15 protein-coding genes are annotated in these 18569 nt (G+C 35.5%); 10 read left to right on the top strand and 5 right to left on the bottom strand.

Going from position 1 to position 18569, the window contains the following annotated elements; all coding sequences use genetic code 11:
* From BBH99_RS19100 to BBH99_RS19090, 3 genes are all read right to left on the bottom strand, one after another.
* A partial coding sequence (locus BBH99_RS19100) for an FAD-binding oxidoreductase (RefSeq protein ID WP_228390849.1) occupies nt 1-340 on the bottom strand: 340 nt, incomplete at its 3' end.
* Nucleotides 340-1656 carry a phenylacetate--CoA ligase family protein gene (locus tag BBH99_RS19095; protein ID WP_066699572.1) on the bottom strand — a complete coding sequence of 439 codons (1317 nt, stop codon included), beginning with the start codon at nt 1654-1656 and terminating at the stop codon, nt 340-342. The genes BBH99_RS19100 and BBH99_RS19095, both read right to left, overlap by 1 nt.
* Nucleotides 1657-2046: 390 nt before the next feature.
* The gene (locus BBH99_RS19090; RefSeq protein WP_066699574.1) at nt 2047-2622 is read right to left on the bottom strand and encodes a TetR/AcrR family transcriptional regulator; all 576 of its coding nucleotides are present in this window, start codon (nt 2620-2622) and stop codon (nt 2047-2049) included.
* Nucleotides 2623-2983: 361 nt separating this feature from the next.
* Here BBH99_RS19090 and clpB point away from each other — a divergent pair, with 361 nt between their 5' ends.
* The 9 genes from clpB (at nt 2984) to BBH99_RS19050 (ending at nt 12943) form a co-directional block, all read left to right on the top strand.
* Nucleotides 2984-5578 (top strand): ATP-dependent chaperone ClpB, encoded by a 2595-nt coding sequence (gene clpB / locus BBH99_RS19085; RefSeq protein WP_066699569.1) that lies wholly within the window; start codon nt 2984-2986, stop codon nt 5576-5578.
* A gap of 222 nt (nt 5579-5800) precedes the next feature.
* Nucleotides 5801-5953, top strand: coding sequence for a hypothetical protein (locus BBH99_RS22550; protein ID WP_165601960.1), 153 nt, complete (start codon nt 5801-5803; stop codon nt 5951-5953).
* Between the two features lie 194 nt (nt 5954-6147).
* Nucleotides 6148-6678 (top strand): hypothetical protein, encoded by a 531-nt coding sequence (locus tag BBH99_RS19080; RefSeq protein WP_066699567.1) that lies wholly within the window; start codon nt 6148-6150, stop codon nt 6676-6678.
* Between the two features lie 29 nt (nt 6679-6707).
* On the top strand, nt 6708-7352 hold the full coding sequence (locus BBH99_RS19075) for a hypothetical protein (RefSeq protein ID WP_066699557.1): 645 nt from the start codon (nt 6708-6710) through the stop codon (nt 7350-7352).
* Nucleotides 7334-8119, top strand: a complete 786-nt coding sequence (locus BBH99_RS19070; RefSeq protein ID WP_066699555.1) for a sensor histidine kinase — start codon at nt 7334-7336, stop codon at nt 8117-8119. Before BBH99_RS19075 ends, BBH99_RS19070 begins: the two co-directional genes overlap by 19 nt.
* Complete coding sequence (locus BBH99_RS19065) at nt 8116-8754, top strand: response regulator transcription factor (protein ID WP_066699549.1); 639 nt, start codon at nt 8116-8118, stop codon at nt 8752-8754. The genes BBH99_RS19070 and BBH99_RS19065 overlap by 4 nt, the downstream gene beginning before the upstream one ends.
* Nucleotides 8755-9001: 247 nt before the next feature.
* Nucleotides 9002-10006 (top strand): zinc metalloprotease, encoded by a 1005-nt coding sequence (locus BBH99_RS19060; RefSeq protein ID WP_066699547.1) that lies wholly within the window; start codon nt 9002-9004, stop codon nt 10004-10006.
* 422 nt (nt 10007-10428) lie between these two features.
* Nucleotides 10429-11448 carry a zinc metalloprotease gene (locus BBH99_RS19055; protein WP_066699544.1) on the top strand — a complete coding sequence of 340 codons (1020 nt, stop codon included), beginning with the start codon at nt 10429-10431 and terminating at the stop codon, nt 11446-11448.
* A 109-nt stretch (nt 11449-11557) separates the two neighbouring features.
* Nucleotides 11558-12943 (top strand): phosphatase PAP2 family protein, encoded by a 1386-nt coding sequence (locus tag BBH99_RS19050; protein ID WP_066699541.1) that lies wholly within the window; start codon nt 11558-11560, stop codon nt 12941-12943.
* Between the two features lie 35 nt (nt 12944-12978).
* Here the strand turns inward: BBH99_RS19050 and BBH99_RS19045 are convergent, their stop codons facing one another.
* Together BBH99_RS19045 and BBH99_RS19040 are read right to left on the bottom strand one after the other, a co-directional pair.
* Nucleotides 12979-14844 carry a M1 family metallopeptidase gene (locus tag BBH99_RS19045; protein ID WP_066699538.1) on the bottom strand — a complete coding sequence of 622 codons (1866 nt, stop codon included), beginning with the start codon at nt 14842-14844 and terminating at the stop codon, nt 12979-12981.
* A 256-nt stretch (nt 14845-15100) separates the two neighbouring features.
* The gene (locus BBH99_RS19040; protein WP_066699534.1) at nt 15101-17470 is read right to left on the bottom strand and encodes an outer membrane beta-barrel family protein; all 2370 of its coding nucleotides are present in this window, start codon (nt 17468-17470) and stop codon (nt 15101-15103) included.
* Between the two features lie 172 nt (nt 17471-17642).
* Between BBH99_RS19040 and BBH99_RS19035 the strand changes: the two genes are divergently transcribed.
* A partial coding sequence (locus BBH99_RS19035; RefSeq protein ID WP_123873225.1) for a sensor histidine kinase family protein occupies nt 17643-18569 on the top strand: 927 nt, incomplete at its 3' end.

Genomic DNA, 18569 nt, shown 5'->3' with positions numbered 1-18569 from the left:
CATTGGTTGGATGATAAGAAGTATTGAAGCTTCCCATTGGAGGCATTACTTCCAACATTTCATCCATATGAAGATGCTCATTAAAATATCCTGATACTTTTCCGTTTTCAAGCAACTTCACCAAAACTTCCAGGGTGTTGCTTTTTTCACTTGGAGCATTGCAGATAGAGTAAGAACGTCTTTCCTCATTTCCGTTAATCATCATTCGGAAATTAAGGTACTGCCCCTGCTTGAACCTGAACTTGTCTTTCAGCTCTTCAGGAATCTCTACGGCAACATTTACCGCATCTGGAGTGTCCTTCTGAACCCTTACAGTTTTAAGTTTATAAAATGAGTTCATTATTTTTTTAGTATTCTATTAATTTTTCCACCTTCGCACTTCGGCAAACTGTCCTGAGCATGCACTTTCACTTTTGTAGTGATGCCTACTCTCTTTTTTATTTCGTTTTCAATATTTTTTCCAAAGGTTCCGACAAAATTAAAATAATCATCGGTATTTGCTTCTATTTTTTGCGCCTTTACCCATTCATCATCAATTTCAACATCAATATCTAAAGCGACACACATCTGCTCCTTTTCAACAGGGGTAAGATAGTAATTAGGAACCACTCCTTTTACATGAGAAAATGCGTCTTCAATCTGGCTTGGATATACATTTACTCCTCGCACGATCAGCATATCATCTGCTCTGCCCACAATGGGTTTCATCTTCACCATAGTTCTTTTGGCATTTTCATCGTAATAAAGACTGGTAATATCATTCGTCCAGTAACGAAGAAGCGGCATCGCTTTTTTCGTTAAAGTGGTAATCACCAACACTCCTTCTTCTCCAAAAGGAACTGGTTCTTTCGTGATCGGGTCCAGGATTTCAGGATAGAAATGATCTTCCCAAATGTAAGAACCTCCTTTTTCCTCAAAATCTTCCATGGAAACTCCAGGACCAATAATTTCGCTTAAACCGTAAATATTAGTCGCATGAACGCCTAATTTTTCTTCAATATGCCCTCTGATAATTTCCGTCCACGGCTCAGATCCTAATACGGCATACTTTAGGCTAATTTCATCGGCAGAAATTCCTCTTTTAGCAAATTCATCAGCGATAGTTAGAGCATAAGATGGTGAACAGCATATGACTTCCGGTTTAAAATCTACAATAAGATCTACCTGTCTGGCTGTCATTCCTCCTGAAATAGGGAGCACACTCATTCCCAGCATTTCTGCTCCATAATGAAGTCCTAATCCGCCTGTAAAAATCCCATAACCATAAGCATTATGTAACTGCATTCCCGGTTTAGCGCCGGCAGCATTTAATGATCTTGCCACTACTTCGCTAAAAAGATCTACATCTTCTTTGGTATATCCCACCACTGTTGGTTTTCCTGTAGTTCCGCTTGAACAGTGAATTCTCTGAAGTTCAGCTTTAGGAACTGTAAACAAACCAAATGGGTAATGGTCTCTTAAATCCTGTTTGTAAGTAATTGGAAGTTTCGCGATATCTTCAATCGTCCTTATATCCTGTGGGGATATCTGCAATTCATCAAACTTTCTTTTATAAAATTCCGACTTCTCGTTCAGATAACCCATGAGATTTACTAACCGGTCGGACTGAAGCTGTCTCAACTGACCCAGCTCCAGATATTCAACTGAAAAATCCATAAAACTAACTAACATTTGTTAGGTGTAAATTTAACAACATTTTGGAATCTGGCAAAATTTTTATGATTTTCGTCATATTTTGAACGATTCTAAATAACTTTATTACAGAAGATTAAAGTGTAACTACAAAGCTCTAAGAATTTTAAACATCAATTGAAAAGCATACTTGCGTTAATCAGAGCAGAAGAAAGCGGAGCGTAGAATCTAAGTAAATGAATAACAAAAAATGATGAGATTCTTCGTCAGAATGCCCCCCTGCTTACTTATTTAAATCATTGATTGAGCTCAATAAAATCTGCGTAATCCGTGTAATCTGCGAGAATTATACCGATATTCTTCCTTCATCAGAAATCGAAGATTCAATATAGTCAATGACAAAGAACATGTTATCTATTTTTGATTTCCTAAAAGCCCATAAAGGATCTTATCCCTTATTTCATCAGTAATTTCATCAGTAGAATCACTACTTCTTTTGAACCAGAAATAGGAATTGTTTAAAGTATGAAGAATAAATCTGGTGGTAAATGATGGCGACTTCAGTTCCCAGTTTTCAGCCTGGTAAATTTCGGAAATTAACTTTTCCACTTCCTGTTGATAACTTTTTCTTAATTCTACAAACTCAGAAAGCCTTTCTTCAAGATGCCTCCATTCTATGGAATAAATATGAGTAACGTCGCGGTTTTTAAGAACAACTGACAAATGTTTATCCAAAAATAAATTCAGCTTTTCTTTTGGAGCAATATCTGTATTTTTTACTTCCTGAAGCTCATCGAAAAACTCCTGTGCAATACCAAAACAAATCCACTCCAGAATTTCTTCTTTCGAACGGATATGTGCATATAGTGATGCAGCTTTGATATTTAGCTTCGTAGCAAGATCCCTCACTGAACTTCCCATATACCCTTTCTCCTTGAAAAGTTCTACGGCTACGTCTAATATTTTCCTTTGTTTTTCTTTAAGTTCCATTTGTAAAAATGCAAAAGTAGTTATTCTGAAATAAATTAAGCATTTGAAAAAGCCAAATTCATTCATTTTCAAATCTGTGTTCCTTGTCTGAAGTTCAAGACTGACGGAATGTTCATCAATTTCAGAGAAAATTTTACAGAATCGGAAATTCTGTCAAGTTAAATTATCGTTAAAAATACATATTCCGGAAATTTTGTCCATATTTTTTGTAAATTTAATAATTGAACAGTTTTTGCGATACAGTCATCGATTACATGATTAAATAATTGATAGGCATTAAGAAACTGAGCCTTAAAATTTAGTTTCTTGATGTTTTTTAAAACTAAACTTAGAACGAATCATTACCAAAAATATAGAAAATATGAACTTAAACCAATATACTGTAAAATCACAAGAAGCCATCCAGGCAGCACAGCAAGTTGCTATGGAATTTGGCAACCAAAGTATCGAACCTCAACATCTCCTTGAAGGAATCTTCCAGGTGGATGAAAATATATCGCCTTTCCTATTAAAGAAATCTGAAGCTGATGCTAATTTAGTAAGAGAGCGAAACCGTGAAAATTTAGAAAAACTGCCTAAAGTACAAGGCGGCAATATCTATCTTTCACAATCAGCAAATAAGGTATTGCTGGATGCCCCCAACATCGCTAAAAAAATGGGTGATGAATATGTAACGATTGAACATTTATGGTTATCCCTTATAGAAACCAGTTCTGAAGTTTCCCAGATGTTGAAAGACATGGGCGTAACCAAGAAATTACTGGAAGGAGCCATTAAAGAATTAAGAAAAGGAAGTAAAGCGACTTCTGCAAGTTCAGAAGAAACTTATCAATCCTTAAATAAATATGCTAAAAACTTCAACGAGTTAGCTGCAGAAGGAAAGCTGGATCCGGTAATCGGACGTGATGAAGAGATCAGAAGAGTATTACAGATCCTTTCAAGAAGAACAAAAAACAACCCTATCCTTATTGGAGAGCCAGGTGTAGGTAAAACAGCTATTGCAGAAGGAATTGCGCACAGAATCATCAGTGGTGACGTTCCTGAAAACCTGATGGATAAAACGTTATATTCATTGGATATGGGAGCTTTGATCGCCGGAGCTAAATACAAAGGAGAATTTGAAGAGCGTCTGAAATCTGTAGTGAATGAAGTAATCAAATCTGATGGACAGATCATTCTTTTCATCGATGAGATCCACACTTTAGTAGGAGCCGGAGGTGGTGAAGGCGCGATGGATGCTGCCAACATCTTAAAACCAGCCCTTGCAAGAGGTGAATTAAGAGCTATTGGGGCAACTACTTTAAATGAATACCAAAAGTATTTTGAAAAGGATAAAGCTTTGGAAAGAAGATTCCAGAAAGTAATGGTAGAAGAACCGGATACTGAATCTGCAATCTCCATCCTTCGTGGAATTAAAGATAAATATGAGGCTCACCATAAAGTAAGAATCAAAGATGAGGCAATTATTGCTGCGGTGGAAATGTCTCAAAGATATATTTCAGACCGATTTTTACCGGACAAAGCGATTGACCTTATCGACGAAGCTTCTGCTAAGCTGAGAATGGAAATCAACTCCAAGCCGGAAGAACTGGATGTTTTAGACAGAAAATTAATGCAGTTGGAAATTGAATTGGCCGCTATTTCAAGAGAGGGCAATCAAACAAAAATCGACCATTTAAAAGAAGACATTGCTAAAATTTCTGAACAGAGAAATGAAATCAATGCAAAATGGCTGAAAGAAAAGCAGAAAAGCGAAGATCTTACCCAGATCAAAAAAGATATTGAATCCCTGAAGTTAGAAGCAGAAAGAGCTTCCAGAGCAGGAGATTATGCCAAAGTAGCGGAAATCCAATATGGAAAACTTCGTGAAAAAGAAGATGAGCTTTCTAAAGTTGAACTGGAAATGCAGAATCATCAGAATGAACTGATCAAAGAAGAAGTGACTTCTGAGAATATCTCTGAAGTAATTGCAAAATGGACCGGCATCCCTGTAACCAAATTATTGCAATCTGAAAGAGATAAGCTATTGAATCTGGAATCTGAACTTCACCACAGAGTAGTAGGACAAGATGAAGCCATCCAGGCTGTAGCGGATGCCATCAGAAGAAACAGAGCAGGATTGAGCGATGATAAGAAACCAATCGGATCATTCCTATTCTTAGGAACAACCGGTGTTGGTAAAACTGAGCTTGCAAAAGCACTTGCCGAATTCTTATTTGATGATGAAAACAATATGACCAGAATTGATATGAGCGAATATCAGGAACGTCACAGTGTTTCCAGATTGGTAGGGGCGCCTCCGGGATATGTTGGATATGATGAAGGTGGGCAATTAACTGAAGCCGTAAGAAGAAGACCTTATTCCGTAGTCCTTCTGGATGAAATTGAAAAAGCTCACCCGGATGTTTTCAACACACTGTTACAAGTTTTAGACGATGGACGTTTAACAGATAACAAGGGACGTGTAGTGAATTTCAAAAATTCTATCATCATTATGACCTCGAATTTAGGTTCACACCTGATTCAGGAGAATTTTGAAAATCTAACCGAGGAAAACCAGGAGGAGATTGTAGATAAGACCAAAGATGAAGTTTTTGATTTGCTGAAGCAAACATTACGTCCGGAATTCCTGAACAGAATTGATGAGATTGTACTTTTCCAACCTTTAAGAAAGAAAGAAATCGGAAAAATCGTTCAGTATCAGTTGAGAGGGTTCAATGAAATGTTAGCAAAACGCAACATCATTATGACTTTCACTCAGGATGCAGTAGATTATCTGATGGAAAAAGGGTATGATCCGGCATTCGGGGCAAGACCTCTAAAAAGAGTAATTCAACAGGAAGTATTAAATAAACTGTCTAAAGAAATCCTTGCAGGGAATGTGAATGACGGTGACAGAATTACCCTGGATTACTTTGTAGAAACAGGGCTGGTATTCAGACCCACTGAACAATAAAAGAATAAAGTAGTTTTTTTCATATACATTAATTTTTGTAGATGAGTGCTGTAGAGAAATCTGCGGCACTCATTTTTTATAAGACTTTTACATCCCAGTTACAGTTCTGTAATTCTAAAAATAAATTATGAACATTCAATTTTTTTTAAATTTATATCTTTTTGACGTGAAATATTATTAAATTCACCTTTCAAACAAATTAATAACTTAAACAAAATCAGTATGAAAAAATTAAAAAGACAAGAATTAAAGAAAATTGAAGGCGGATTGCTTCTTCCTATCATTGAATGTGATGAAAACTGGAACTGCCCTACCGGCTTATGCTGTACATCAGGAATGATTTGCAGAGATCCAAGAAGATACCCTTGTATTTAAAGTAAAGCGGAGAGCAATTCTCCGTTTTTTTTATGAAATACCGCTTAGTTTTACCTATATCTTTTTCCTTAAATACACAACCCGTAAAAATACGGTAAAAATAACAGTGTAATTCCCTATTCCTAACTCTATTTTCTCCCGTATTTTTTTACGAAATTTGCGGAAATACGGATATTCCATTATAAAACTAAGTTATGAAAACAGAATCTACCAATGAACACGATCCTTCGGGATCAGGAGTCATGTCAAATGATCTGATTAAAGCTCTTATTGACAATTACCGTCAGAACCAAATGACTGCTATCAACGAAAAAATGGGAATAACTGATGCTCAATGCATCTGGTTTGATCTTCCGAAACTGAAAAACTTTATCAATCAGATAGAACAGGAGGCCAGTAAAATAAATCCCGAGTATACTCAAGAAGAGTTGGGAATCAGATTTTATTATGCTGCCTATCCGAAAATTGAGAATTGGGATATCATGGAAAGCCACCCGGTTCCGCAAGAGTATTCTGAAAGACATACCCTTGTCATGATCCCTACTATGAAAAAAGAGGGTGAAGAAGGCGAAGTTATCAATTACGACTTTCATGCTTTACCAAACTTTAAGGGAAAAACAATAAGCACAGCGCTTTATGCCCGTGGAAAGAATCCACCTTCCAAAGACATGGGAGAAAATCAGGGAACTTTATCTCCGCCCGCAAGTTCATTGGGAATGCTTTAATATTAATTAAAAGAAACTTATTATAAACTATGACTGAATTCCAAAGGTTTTTCTCACAATTTATGTATACCGGAGAGGCTATAGCGGCTTTAGTATCCATTATTTATTTTCACCGTGAAAAAAAACTGCATTGGAAACTTTTCGCATTATACCTTATTGCCATTTTTCTATGTGAATCGTCTGTGAAATGGTTTGAGGAGGCTCTACGTATTGATAGAATTATTTTTTACAACTACTTTGTAATGCCATTGCAGTTTATTTTCTTTTACTGGTTATATGCCATAAAGTCTCTAAAAAAACCAAAACTATTCTATATCTTCTCTTTGTTATATTTTGCTGCGTTTATTCCACAATTATCATTCTTCGTAGAAAGAAAAGTGGTGTATGCTCCCAATTATACTTTAGGCTGTATATTTTTGATGGTGCTTGTAGTGATGGAATATTATAAGCAGGTCAATTCAACGGAAATCCTAAAATTCAGTACCAATAGAATGTTTTATATCAATCTGGGTAATACTCTTTTTTATATAGGAACACTCCCTTTTATGACCTTCATGTCTCTTCTTTGGGAATATAGAGATATTTGGGATCTATATTTTGCTTATTTTCAGGTTTCCGGAACTATCATGTATCTTTTATTTGCAAGTTCATTTATATGGGGAAAGCAGAATTAATAATTACGATCATTCTTTTTAATACATTCTTTGTAATGTTTGCCGTTGCTGTAGCTATCTATATCAGAAACTACAGGCAGCGAAAGAAAGAATATCTTAATGAGATAGAAATGAAAAACGAGATCCACCAAAGAGAACTTCTTTCTACCCAACTGGAGATTCAGCAGGCTACCATGCAGCAAATTGGAAGAGAACTGCATGATAATATCGGACAAAAGCTAACATTGGTGAGTTTATACGTTCAACAAATGCTTTATGAGAATAAGGTTCCTGAGGCCAGTGATAGAATTGACCAGGTTTCGCAGATCATTAATCAATCCCTGCAGGATCTTCGTAGTCTTTCAAAAACATTAACAGATGATAATATCAGCCAGAAAGAAATTGTACATTTAATTCAGGAAGAAGTTGATAACACCAATTCTTTAAAAAAATGCCTTATCAGTTTTGAACATAATTTTGACCAACTGGATCTTGGCTTTGTCCATAAGAATCTATTGCTGAGAATCACGCAGGAATTTATACAGAACAGTATAAAACATTCTCACTGCAAAAATATTTTTATCAGTTTAAACACTTCTGAGAACATACTTTGGGAACTTGCCATTCGTGATGACGGAATCGGATTTGATACAACACAAAAAAAGTCTAACGGGATTGGTCTTACCAATATGAAAAACAGAGCAGAAATCATTGGTGCCGATTTCCTTCTTGAAAGTGAAAAGAATGTAGGTACCCAACTTAATATCATTTTAAAAAAACAGTCATGAAAAAAACAATTGTAATTGTTGACGATCATATCCTTATTGCAAAGGCCCTTGAAGGGATTATTGGTAACTTCAGTGAGTTTGAGGTTGTCTACGTGTGTGAAAGCGGTAAAGATCTGATTCAAAAATTTGAAGAAGGAAATATCATTCCGGATATTATTCTCATGGATGTCAGCATGCCCATTATGGACGGCTTTGAAACGGCAGCCTGGGTTACTAAAAATCACCCGGATATCAAGGTAATGGCACTCAGCATGCAGGGTGACGATAACAGTGTTATTAAAATGATTAAAAACGGAGCAAAAGGTTATCTTTTAAAAAATACCCATCCAAAAGACCTGGAAGTGGCACTTACAAGATTAAATACAGATGGTTTCTTTTATCCTGAATGGGCTTCAAAGATTATATTTTCCAATCTTAATAACAATAACATTGAAACTTCTGTAAAGATTTCAGAGCGGGAAAAAGAATTTCTAAAATATACCGTAACAGAGCTTAGCTATAAAGAAATTGCAGACAGAATGTGTTGCAGCCCAAGAACAGTGGAAAGTTACCGGGATCAGTTATGCGAAAAACTGGATTTAAAAACCCGTGTAGGCCTGGCTGTTTTTGCCATTAAAAATGGGTTTGCCAATTAAAAACAAAATAAATATTTTTCTATTAAATAGATTTATTTACTAATTATTTACACAAAAATAATAAAACAAATAAAAAAATAGAATCAATTCTATTTTTTTTTAAATAAAACATAATAAAACAAATAAATGTTTAAAATTAACACAAATAAAAAACACAATAAATACAAATAATTCAATAAAATAAAGAAAACACTTGCATATCAATTTTTAAAAAATTAATTTCACATCTCAATTAAAAAATTTGGATATGAAAAAACTATTTTTTGGAGCTCTTATGCTCGGCTTGATGACAGCATGTAACACCGATAATGTTTCCAATCAAAACGAAGCTCCGGCTGATGAACCTACAGTGTCTGCTGCAATAGCACAGAGAGGATGTGCTTCAGAAGAAATAAGACAGGAAGCTTTAAAGAACAATGCTGAGCTTAGACAAAGATTTACAGACCTGGAAATTAATACAGAGAACTTTGCCAAGGGTGTAAAATTTGGAAAAGTCCTTGCAGATGGCACTGTAGAAATCCCAGTAGTCGTAAATGTTATCTATAAAACTACTGCAGAGAATGTTACCGATGCAAGAATAGCCGAACAAATTGCAGTATTAAATGCTGATTATTCAGGAACAAACAGTGATGCCAGCAAAATCCCTTCTGAATTTGCATCCGTGAGTTCAGGTGATACAAAAGTAAAATTCAGATTAGTGAATACCATTAGAAAATCTACTTCTAAAACAAGTTGGTCCACTAATGACGATATGAAAAAAGCATCCAAAGGCGGTATTGATGCAACTAATCCTACCAACTACCTTAATATTTGGGTTGTAGGAAAAATGACAAGCCAAGGTCGCACTATTCTTGGATACGCAACCTTCCCTGAATCTGCAGGATTATGGAATGACGGTGTTGTAATTGGAGCACCATATTTTGGTAAAACAGGAGCCTCTGCACCATTTAACCTGGGAAGAACCGCAACTCACGAGGTAGGACACTATTTAAACCTAAGACATATTTGGGGAGATACTAATTGTGGAAATGACCTTGTAAGCGATACGCCAACACAAACAACAGCCAATTATGGAAAACCTACCTACCCATTATACAATACATGTAGTGGAGTACAAAGATCTGTAATGTTTATGAACTATATGGATTATGTAGATGATGGAGCAATGTTTATGTTCTCCGCAGGACAGAAAACAAGAATGCAATCTGTAGTGGCAACTACCGGAGCAAGAGCAGGGTTAAGAGTTTACTAACAAATACAATTTTGAATATTTAAAATCTATCTCAATTCGGGATAGATTTTTTTTACAATTATTTCTTTTAAACTTTAGCATTCATCCGATCAAAATAGATATTAAATCTGAGAATACCACTGTATCTACTGAGATTTAGAAATGCTTTTAACACATGGATATATAAGACCAATTTAATGTAAAAATTTTTCTATTAAAATTTAAAAAACATAAAATTATTTTATTACAAAATACACATCAAAGTGAAATATAAAACAATACGTTAAAATTGATTAAAATACAACATTTAACCAATTATATTACAATACATTCAAACAAACACACTATAATGTAAATATTTATCAAATAATCAATCAAATAATTTGCATATTAATTTTAAATAATATAATTTCACACCCTCAACCACATTATATTATAACGATATGAAAAAACTTTTTTTTGGAGCTCTTGTTCTGAGCTTTTTGTCAGCCTGTAACAATGACAGTGTGACAAACCAAAATGAATCATCAACAAATTCAGAAGCTACTCCTACTGCTTTAACAGCTACCCAGAGAAAATGCCCATCAGAAGAAATAAGACAGGCAATGCTTCTGAAAAATCCTTCACTTAAGCAAAAAATAGCGGATATTGAATCCAGCACAGAAAGATTTACAGAAAATCTCAAAGTAGGAAAAGTACTTGCAGATGGAACTGTTGAAATTCCCGTTGTTTTTAACGTAATTTATAACACTTCTACTCAAAATGTTTCTGATGCAAGAATCGCAGAACAAATTGCAGTACTAAACGCTGATTATGGCGCTACCAATTCCGATATTTCTAAAATTCCTTCAGCGTTTCAACCTTCAGCAGCTGGTGATGTAAAAATCCGTTTCAAATTAGTAGCTACTAATCGTAAACAGAGCTCAAAAACAGCTTGGAGATCTGATCTTGAGGAAATGAAAAAAGCAAGCACTGGTGGTATTGATGCTACTGATGTGAATAAAAATCTGAATATATGGGTTGTTAATTCCATACTTGACGAAAATAACCAACCTGGAACTTTAGGCTACGCTTACTATCCTGAACATGCTGGACAATGGTATGATGGCCTTGTAATAGGATATCAGTATATTGGAAAAACAGGTGCTTCCGCTCCATTCAATTTAGGAAGAACTGTAACCCATGAAGTAGGACATTATTTAAATCTCCCACACCTTTGGGGATCATCTAACACAGGCTGCCAGACAGATTACTCTAATGACACACCTACTTCTCCTGGCCCTAACTACGGAACTCCAACATATCCACTGAATAGAGTTTGCGGAGGGGTAAGCCGCTCTCAAATGTTCATGAACTATATGGATTACGTAGATGATAAAGCAATGTTTATGTTCTCTGCTAACCAAAAAACAAGAATGCAGGCTGTTGTATCCGCATCCGGACCAAGAGCTGGGCTAAGGTAAGCAACAATATCAACAAAATATTATAAAATTATTAAAATAGTCTATCTCAATTTTTGGGATAGATTTTTTTTATATTTTTACGCGATTTTAAACTAAGGAGGCACCCACGATGAAAAAAATAATTCTTATATCAGGAATTTTATTCCACTTTTGTAGTTATAAAGCCCAAGATACTATTCAGTCTCGTAACCTTCAACAGGACATTGCTTTCATTAATGCCAACTCTCCAATAAAAGAATCAACTCCTTTTTTTAAGAAAGAATGGGTAAAGAAGTCTGTAGCACCTGCTATCCTTTTTACTGCTGCTGCAGCTACATGGGGAGAAAAAGAGAATATCCGTGAGGTAAGAAACCGATATCTTCCCAACTTCAAAGTCAAATATGATGATTATCTTCAGTACGCCCCTGCAGTAGCTGTTTACGGTTTAAAACTAGGAGGTGTAAAGGGCAGAAACAATATTGGAAGAGCCACACTATCTTATGGTGCCAGCTTAGTGATTATGGGACTTCTTGTTAATTCCATTAAATATACAGCAAAAGTTGAGCGTCCGGATGGATCTAAAAACAATTCTTTTCCATCAGGACATGCTGCAATGGCTTTTACCAATGCCAGCTTCCTTCACAAAGAATACGGAATGGTAAACCCGGCGTATAGTATTGCAGGATATGGTTCTGCCACCATTACAGGACTTGGAAGAAACTTAAATAACAGACACTGGGTTCCGGATATTCTTGCCGGCGCCGGAATCGGAATTATATCCACAGAACTTGGTTATTTCTTTATTGATAAAATATATAAGAACAAGGGAGATAATTTAAGCATCCTATCCAGAATACAGGGAAATGACTACCCTTCTTTTCTTTCTTTAAAGATGGGTACAGCATTAGGCACCACTAACTTCCTTAGAGAATCTGAGCTGGATGATAAAAAGCAAACCGGTTTTGAAGGCGGATTGGAAGGAGCATATTTCTTTTCAAAAAGATGGGGTGTGGGTGCAGATATCACCTTCAGCAGTTTTCCTATTAAATCTCAAAGAATAACTTTTGATGACGGACAGGATTTTGGTGACCATGAAATTAAAACACAATCTATGGGATTCTTATCTGCCGGAATAGGTCCTTATTTTTCTCATGAATTCTCGGATAAATGGCAACTCACTTTAAAACTAACAGGTGGCTACGCTGCCACTGCCAGTGGAAAAGTGTTTGTAAAAGGAAATGAAATAGACACACCCAATCACGAACTTCAGATTGCAAGATATAAACCTAAGCCGGCTTTCCGTTGGAATACAGGAGCATCAATGACCTATAAGTTCAATCCGGGATTAGGTCTTACTTTCTACACAGATTACAATCAGATTAACTCTACAATCAGATATCACTTCAGTGATGAAATTAAAGAAAGTGCCGAGCTGGATCAGGAACTGAATAACCTGATTGCTAAAGAAAAAATCAATTATATCAGTCTAGGACTGAGGTTAACCGCCTATTTTTAAATAAAAAAGCCTTCAGAGTCTGAAGGCTTTTACTTTTATAAATTTTTACTGTTATCTTCAGGCGTATAATCCATAAAGATCTCTCCATCCAGCTTTACTGACTTCACTTTTTTCTTAATCGGAATTACAAGATCTGTCAATTTCTGATCTTTCTCCCATACAGACGGTGAGAAGTGCAGCGTCTCCGTAGTTCCATCTTCATATGAAAGTATCGCGTTAAACGGAATGGCAAACCCACCTACATTTACTACATTCACTGTTAGTAAATCGTTCATTTGAGAAGCTCCGGAAACTTTCAAATCAATATAATTATTAGTATAAAACCAATTCTGGAAGAACCAGTTCAGATTTTTTCCTGAGCCAGTGTTCATTGAATTGAAATAATCCCATGGAACCGGATGTTTTCCGTTCCAGTTATTCATATAATGGTGTAATGCTTTTTTGAATAATTCATCTCCCAAATAATCCTTTAATGCAAGATAAGACAGAGAGGATTTCACATATGAATTGTTTCCGTACCCGGAACCGCTTACCTGTGTGCTCATTGTAATGATGGGCTGATCCTGTTCTGCTGAAGGATCATTGATCCATTTTTTTACACGGAAGTTTTTATAAAAATCTTTTGCTTTCTCTTCCCCATTTTCATCAATTCCGATCAGATATTCCAAAGTGGTTGCCCACCCTTCATCCATAAAGGCATACCTTGTTTCATTAATTCCCATGTAGAAAGGAAAATAGGTATGTGCAATTTCATGGTCTGCTGTAAGCCTGGCATCCTGAAGGTCATCCGGAATGCTGGTATCATTAATCATCATTGGATATTCCATATCTGCATATCCCTGAATGGCCGTCATTACATTATAAGGATATTCTACCCCAGGCCAGTTTTTCGAAAACCAATCCAAGTTATAACGCATCCAATCTACATAATGTTCAAAATCTTTTGCTCCTGCTTTATATCCTGCCTGAACACTTGCTCTTTTGGTTTTCAGCTGCACGCTGGCAGCATCCCATACATAATGATTGCTTAAGGCGAAGCAGAAATCTGTAATATGATTGGCTTTGAACTTCCAGACATTCCATTTATTCTGTCGGGTAACTTTTCCGGACTTCATTTCCTGCTCTGTAGCAATATGTATTAACTGATCACTTTTCAATGAAGCTTTATATCTTTTTAAATATTCAGGCTGAAGAACAGCCTCCGGATTCAGGAAATCTCCGGTTGCCCATACTACATAGTTCTTTGGGGCTGTAATGGCAAAGCTATAGTCATTAAAATCATTATAAAACTCCTGCCTGTCTGAATGTGGAAGCATATCCCATCCGTTATAATCATCATATACAGAAATTCTAGGAAAAGAATACGCTACGTAGAAGGTTTCAGGATCAATCTGCCCTTCTCGCCCACTTTGTACAGAAAGCGGATATTCCCATTCAATATTAACCTCAGCTTTTGATTTTGATTTTAAGGTAGATTTTAATTTTACTTTTTCAACAGTTCCCCAATCATCACTATTGATATCATATTTTTCACCATTTACGATGAATGACTTTATTTTCAACCCAGTGGACAGAAAGCCTTTGGAAACCGATCCGGATCTTGGAGATTGCGGCTTATGAAGGTTATTTACAAATCTTATTGCCAATTCATCAAGATTATCCGGACTGTTATTGGTATAAACTATGGTCTCTTTTCCGGAAACAATCTTTGTATTAGCATCTACTTTTACGTCAACATTATAAACTCCTTTATTTTGCCAGTAATTTTTGCCTGGCGCACCAGAAATATCACGGGTTCCTTTTTCATAAGCTTTTTTAATATTTCGCGGCATATACAATTCCTGAGCAGAAAGTTGCAGTAATGAAACAACCACCAGCATTCCGGAAAAAATTCTCTTCATAATGATCTCTTTTTTAGATAAGCATCAAAAATAGCGAAAATGTGACATCAAGCGATAATTTCTTTTATAATAATGTTTTATGATAATTAGTTTTTAATTTAAAATATTCTAAAAAGATGGAAAAATAGAGCTGGAATTTATGAAAGTCATAAGTAATAGCTGTTTTGTCTTTTTAAAACAACTGATTGTATTTTAACATAGTTATGATGCCTAAAGACAGCCTCAAACTTCCAACTTCCAACCTTAGTTTCTCAGGTTAAAGCCTGTCCTGTTCAGATGTTTTTCTGATGGTTTTAGCATTCTTCACAGATTGGTTTCCGAAACTGTATTTCAATGACAATGTGAAACCCTGCGTATCTGTATAATCCAGGAAATAATTATCCTGATTGGCATATTTGGTAACAACTTTCTGACGCGTGCTTTTGAAAATATCATTCACTATCAATGCTGCCTCCAGCTTTTTATTGAAAAACTTTCTGTTCATCACAAAATAGGCAGACCAGTTGCTGGAAATCCTAAAAGGCCCCTGGATTCCAGAAGAGAAATATCGATGTCCTATTTCCATTTTCCAGTCATTATTTTTATCTAAAGTAAAGCTGGTAGAAATATCAGACATCCAGTTCCATACTTTATTCTGATGTAATATTCCATCAACTCCATTGAAATAATTCTCGTTGTGTTCCAGATTTTCAGACAGTACCAGATTCCACCATGGTTTTATCTGTAAGCTTTTATATAAACTTGTCCCAAATGCCTGCCCTTTTTCGATATTGGTAAAATTATAAACTACATTATTTGTTTCGGGTACCTGATATGAGATTTCCATGGCCGGATATAATTCTTTACGATAGTACAGATCAACATGCCAGTCTTTCCAGGAATACGAAAGGTTAAGATTGTGAATAATGGTTGCTTTTAACTCAGGATCTCCCTGAAAATAGGAAAACAGATTGTAATAGGATTTTGCCGGATTCAGCCATGAATAGAAAGGTCTACTGATTCTTTTTCCATATGAGAGCCCAAATTCATGCTTATTTTCTGTGGTATATTGAGCGTAAAAAGTTGGAAAAAAGTTCCAGTAGTTATTTTTATTATGGTTATAAGGTTCTGAAACAATTCCTTCAAGATCCGTCATTTCAGCACGAAGTCCTCCTTTAAAATTCCATTGTCCGATATTATAGGAAAGTGAGGAATATAAGGCGAAATTATGCTCTTTATAATTAAAATCACTGCTTTTTGCGGGTCTGAACTGCATCAGTCCATTTTCATTATCAGAGAAATCAAGTTTGCTGTTCGTTTTTACAAAGCTGTACTTAACCCCCGATTCCACTTCCAGCTTTTCTCCTTTCCATTGATAGTCCAATTGAGTAGAATATAGCTTTACATCAGCATCATTCCGAGTCATAAAATGTTCTTCTCTTGGAGACTGACCTGCAAAATTTAAATAAGTATTTACATTCTGATATTTATCTGTGTTATTTCCTGTGAAGTAATTGATCCAGGTAAGGCTGCTTTTTTTATTGAATTTTCTGTCTATCTGAAAGCTAACCGAATTATTGATGGAACTTGATGCATGGTCGTTAAGAGTTCTGTAATGAGACTCTACAATATCCCGGTTATCATAGATTAATGTAGGTACATCGTAAATTCCATAGGATTTTGGTGAAAAATACCCTGAATAGTTGAGGCTTAGATTGGTTAAACTATCCAACTCATATTCCACATTAAAATTCAGGGTATTCTGGTTAGTGTTTTTATCCTTCCTGTTCATCGTACTCACCCATGTGGTTTCACTTTCAGGATAACGGACATAATCAGTTCCTTCACGGAAATAAGTCCCCATTCCCTTATAATAGCTTGCCATAACGGAGAGCTTATCCTTCTTATAATATTGCGACAGCCCGAAAACTGCTTTTGCATACTGGGTTTGAATATATTTTGAAGACACTATCCCGCGATAGCCTTCTATCTTGTTCTTTTTCATTACAATATTCAGAACAGCACTTCCTGAAGCTTCATATTTTGCAGGTGGATTGGTAATGACTTCAATAGATTTCACTTCATCTCCCTGAGTGTTTTCCAAAAGGTTTTTAAGTTCATCCCCTGTCAGCATTACTTTTTTATCATTAATAGTGACCAAAATCCCTGTGCTTCCTTTCACCGTTAACACATTATTATTGGCAGTAACATTAGGGGTTTTCTTTAAGATTTCCCATGCATTGAGTGATGAAATATTGCTGTTTTCCACATTAAACTCCAGGCGGTCCACCTTTCTTTTTACCACTGGTTTTCTTTTAGTCATCACAACATCTTCTATTTCCCGAGTTTCTTTTCTGAGAATGATCTGTAATGCCTCTGGATTTTCAAGATCAAGATTCTTTTCAAATAATAAATATCCATTGTTATTCACTACCAGTTTTACCCTTTGCTCATCAATACCTTCCAGAATAAAAACTCCGCTGCCATCAGTTTTTAATTCTTTGATGAATTCGTTTTTGGAATTGTACAGAACTATATTTACTGCTGAAAGTTTCTCATTTTCGGTATTCATTACCGTTCCTGCAATTTTTTGTTTTTGAGCCAGCATCATCATGGGAAGACACAGAAAAAAAAGAGTTTTATTCATGATTACATTTTTAAGAATGATGTGAAACAGAACTAGGCCTTGTTTACAGAGCAAAAGTCCATATTAGTAAGGAGAATTTCGGTTAACGAACGGTTAATGATGAGTTAACAGCTTTTTTGCCTTAAAACAAAACTCAGGTTAATGAAAGGTTAATGATAAAAATACCCTATCAGTGAAATGCGAAAGTTTTATCTTTGTTTCGATGATATCCAATAACAAAAACCTGATTTATATTTTCACTACACTCTTCCTATTTTTGTTGGGAATTCAGGTTTATTTCATGTATAAAACCTATCAGGTTAAAGAAAGGGAGATATACAGATCCATAGATCAGGGTATTTCAGTTTATACCGATCAGGTAGTGAACAATCACTCTGCTAAGACTTCGGAAAAAGATTCTCTGCAAAAAAAGATTATCAACTATTATCACAAAAAACTTAAAAAAGAGGATTTCATAAAATACCTGATAGATGACAAAAAAAATTCCGGGAATAATTTAACGAACTATATTAATGAGCGCCGAAAAAAAGACGGATACATTATCTGTGTAAGAATTCAATATAGTTTACTGCTTCATCTTCCTGACAGCATTAAAATACTGCAACAACCGGTCACTATTTACGAAACAAAAGATAAAGTTAAAAAATCGGCTATTACAAATATCGGAACATGGAGAACATCTTCCATTCAGGAAACTACAGGAGAAAAAACAATTAATAACGTGGATTCATTCCATGTTGATACCCAAACAGAAATTGAAATCGAAAACATCAAAAGTCTCGTTTTCAGAGAAATTATTCTCTTAATTATCTGCTGTGTTATCCTGCTCGTAAGTGTTCTTATCCTGTATATTTTCACAATCAGAAACCTCATCCAACAACAAAAACAGGTAAAAGTTCTTCACACGGTTGTGGATAACATCTCACATGAGTTTAAAACCCCAATAGCGACTTTAAAAATAGCGTCCAAGACATTGAAAAAAGGATGGAATCCCGATACACTTCCTTTGATAGACCGGCAAATTACAAGGCTGGAGAGCCTGATGCTACAACTTCATAAAGACGAAACACCAGAAGAAATGGTTGCCATACAACCTGAA

It is taken from the genome of Chryseobacterium contaminans (assembly GCF_001684955.1).
In the GTDB taxonomy this organism is placed as follows: Bacteria; Bacteroidota; Bacteroidia; order Flavobacteriales; family Weeksellaceae; genus Chryseobacterium; species Chryseobacterium contaminans.
This window is presented reverse-complemented; position numbering and strand designations above follow the sequence as displayed.